We start from the raw sequence: 3249 nt of genomic DNA on the forward strand, positions 1-3249 counted from the left end.
CGTTGGCGATGGTCGCCGTGCTGCCAGCGGCGTAGGTGGTTTCACCGATGGTGAAGTTGACCACGCTGACCGGGCCGTCGACGCTCGAGGTGCCGGTCAACACACTGCCGGTCAAGGCGGTGTCTTCAGCGGTGCTCACGCTTTCGCTGATGTCGCTAAAGTTGTCGTCGACCGGGGTGACGTCGATGGTCAGGGTCGAGGTGACATTGCTGCCCGAGCCGTCGGTGACGGTGTAGCTGACGGTCGGCACGCTGCCGTTGTAATTGGCGTCCGGGGTGAAGGTGTAGGTGCCGTTGGCGCCGATCACCAGGGTGCCGACGTTGGCGATGGTCGCCGTGCTGCCAGCGGCGTAGGTGGTTTCGCCAATGGTGAAGTTAACCACGCTGACTGGCCCATCGACGCTCGAGGTGCCACTGAGGACGCTGCCGGTGACGGCGGTGTCTTCGGCGGTGCTCACGCTTTCGCTGATGTCGGTGAAGCTGTCATCGACCGGCGTGACGTTGATGGTCAGGGTCGAGGTGACGTTGCTGCCGGAGCCGTCGGTGACGGTGTAGCTGACCGTCGGCACGCTGCCGTTGTAATTGGCGTCCGGGGTGAAGGTGTAAGTCCCGTTGGCGCCGATCACCAGGCTGCCGACGTTGGCGATGGTTGCCGTGCTGCCAGCGGCGTAGGTGGTTTCACCGATGGTGAAATTGACCACGCTGACCGGGCCATCGACGCTCGAGGTACCGGTGAGGACGCTGCCGGTGACGGCGGTGTCTTCAGCGGTGCTCACGCTTTCGCTGAGGTCGGTGAAGCTGTCATCGACCGGGGTAACGTCGATGGTCAGGGTCGAGGTGACGTTGCTGCCGGAGCCGTCGGTGACGGTGTAGCTGACGGTTGGCACCGTACCGTTGTAGTTGGCGGCGGGGGTGAAGGTATAGGTCCCGTTGGCGCCGATCACCAGGCTGCCGACGTTAGCGATGGTCGCGGTTTGGCCAGCGGTGAAAGTGCCAGCAACACCGTCGATGGTGAAGTTAACCACGCTGACCGGGCCGTCAACGCTCGAGGTGCCACTGAGGACGCTGCCGGTCATGGCGGTGTCTTCGGCGGTGCTCACGCTTTCGCTGAGGTCGCTGAAGCTGTCATCGACCGGCGTGACGTTGATGGTCAGGGTCGAGGTGACGTTGCTGCCGGAGCCGTCGGTGACGGTGTAGCTGACCGTCGGCACGCTGCCGTTGTAATTGGCGGCCGGGGTGAAGGTGTAAGCGCCGTTGGCGCCGATCACCAGGCTGCCGACGTTGGCGATGGTTGCCGTGCTGCCAGCGGCGTAGGTGGTTTCGCCAATGGTGAAGTTAACCACGCTGACTGGACCGTCGACGCTCGAGGTGCCACTGAGGACGCTGCCGGTGACGGCGGTGTCTTCGTTGGTGGTCACGCTTTCGCTGATGTCGCTAAAGCTGTCATCGACCGGCGTGACGTCGATGGTCAGGGTCGAGGTGACGTTGCTGCCGGAGCCGTCGGTGACGGTGTAGCTCACGGTCGGCACGCTGCCGTTGTAGTTGGCGGCCGGGGTGAAGGTGTAAGTCCCGTTCGCCGCGATCACCAGGCTGCCGACGTTGGCGATGGTTGCCGTGCTGCCAGCGGCGTAGGTGGTTTCACCGATGGTGAAATTGACCACGCTGACTGGCCCGTCGACGCTCGAGGTGCCACTGAGGACGCTGCCGGTGACGGCGGTGTCTTCGTTGGTGCTCACGCTTTCGCTGAGGTCGGTGAAGCTGTCGTCGACCGGGGTGACGTTGATGGTCAGGGTCGAGGTGACATTGCTGCCCGAGCCGTCGGTGACGGTGTAGCTCACCGTCGGCACGCTGCCGTTGTAGTTTTCGGCCGGCGTAAAGGTATAGGTGCCGTTCGCCGCGATCACCAGGGTGCCGACGTTGGCAATGGTCGCGGTCTGGCCGGCGGTGAAAGTGCCAGCAACACCGTCGATGGTGAAATTAACCACGCTGACCGGACCGTCGACGCTGCTCGTACCAGTGAGGACGCTGCCGGTCACGGCAGTGTCTTCGGCGGTGGTCACGCTTTCGCTGATGTCGCTGAAGTTGTCATCGACCGGCGTGACGCTGATGGTCAGGGTCGAGGTGACGTTGCTGCCCGAGCCGTCGGTGACGGTGTAGCTGACGGTTGGCACCGTACCGTTGTAGTTGGCGGCCGGGGTGAAGGTATAGGTCCCGTTGGCGCCGATCACCAGGGTGCCGACGTTAGCGATGGTCGCGGTTTGGCCAGCGGTGAAAGTGCCAGCAACACCGTCGATGGTGAAGTTAACCACGCTGACCGGGCCGTCAACGCTCGAGGTGCCACTGAGGACGCTGCCGGTGACGGCGGTGTCTTCAGCGGTGCTCACGCTTTCGCTGATGTCGGTGAAGCTGTCATCGACCGGGGTGACGTTGATGTTCAGGGTCGAGGTGACATTGCTGCCGGAGCCGTCGGTGACGGTGTAGCTGACCGTCGGCACGCTGCCGTTGTAATTGGCGGCCGGGGTGAAGGTATAAGCGCCGTTGGCGCCGATCACCAGGCTGCCGACGTTGGCGATGGTCGCCGTGCTGCCGGCGGCGTAGGTGGTTTCACCGATGGTGAAGTTAACCACGCTGACCGGGCCGTCAACGCTCGAGGTGCCGGTCAACACACTGCCGGTGACGGCGGTGTCTTCCAGGGTCGAGACGATTTCGTTGGCGTCGGTAAAGTTGTCGTCGACCGGGGTGACGCTGATGGTCAGGGTCGAAGTGACATTGCTGCCCGAGCCGTCGGTGACGGTGTAGCTCACGGTCGGCACGCTGCCGTTGTAGTTGGCGGCCGGGGTGAAGGTGTAAGTCCCGTTGGCGCCGATCACCAGGCTGCCGACGTTGGCGATGGTCGCCGTGCTGCCGGCGGCGTAGGTGGTTTCACCGATGGTGAAATTGACCACGCTGACCGGGCCGTCGACGCTGCTCGTGCCGGTGAGGACACTGCCGGTCAAGGCGGTGTCTTCCAGGGTCGAGACGGTTTCGTTGGCGTCGGTAAAGTTGTCGTCGACCGGGGTGACGTTGATGGTCAGGGTCGAGGTGACATTGCTGCCGGAACCGTCGGTGACGGTGTAGCTCACGGTTGGCACGTTGCCGTTGTAATTGGCGGCCGGGGTAAAGGTGTAGGTGCCGTTGGCGCCGATCACCAGGGTGCCGACGTTGGCGATGGTTGCCGTGCTGCCAGCGGCGTAGGTGGTTTCGCCAATGG

At 63.8% G+C, this 3249-nt stretch carries 1 protein-coding gene; it reads right to left on the bottom strand.

The window, feature by feature from the left end; translation table 11 throughout:
* On the bottom strand, window positions 1-3249 hold a 3249-nt coding region (locus KGA98_RS28340), incomplete at both ends, for a beta strand repeat-containing protein (protein ID WP_223504966.1).

The organism is Pseudomonas sp. BF-R-24 (genome assembly GCF_019947335.1).
Classification (GTDB): domain Bacteria; phylum Pseudomonadota; class Gammaproteobacteria; order Pseudomonadales; family Pseudomonadaceae; genus Aquipseudomonas; species Aquipseudomonas jessenii.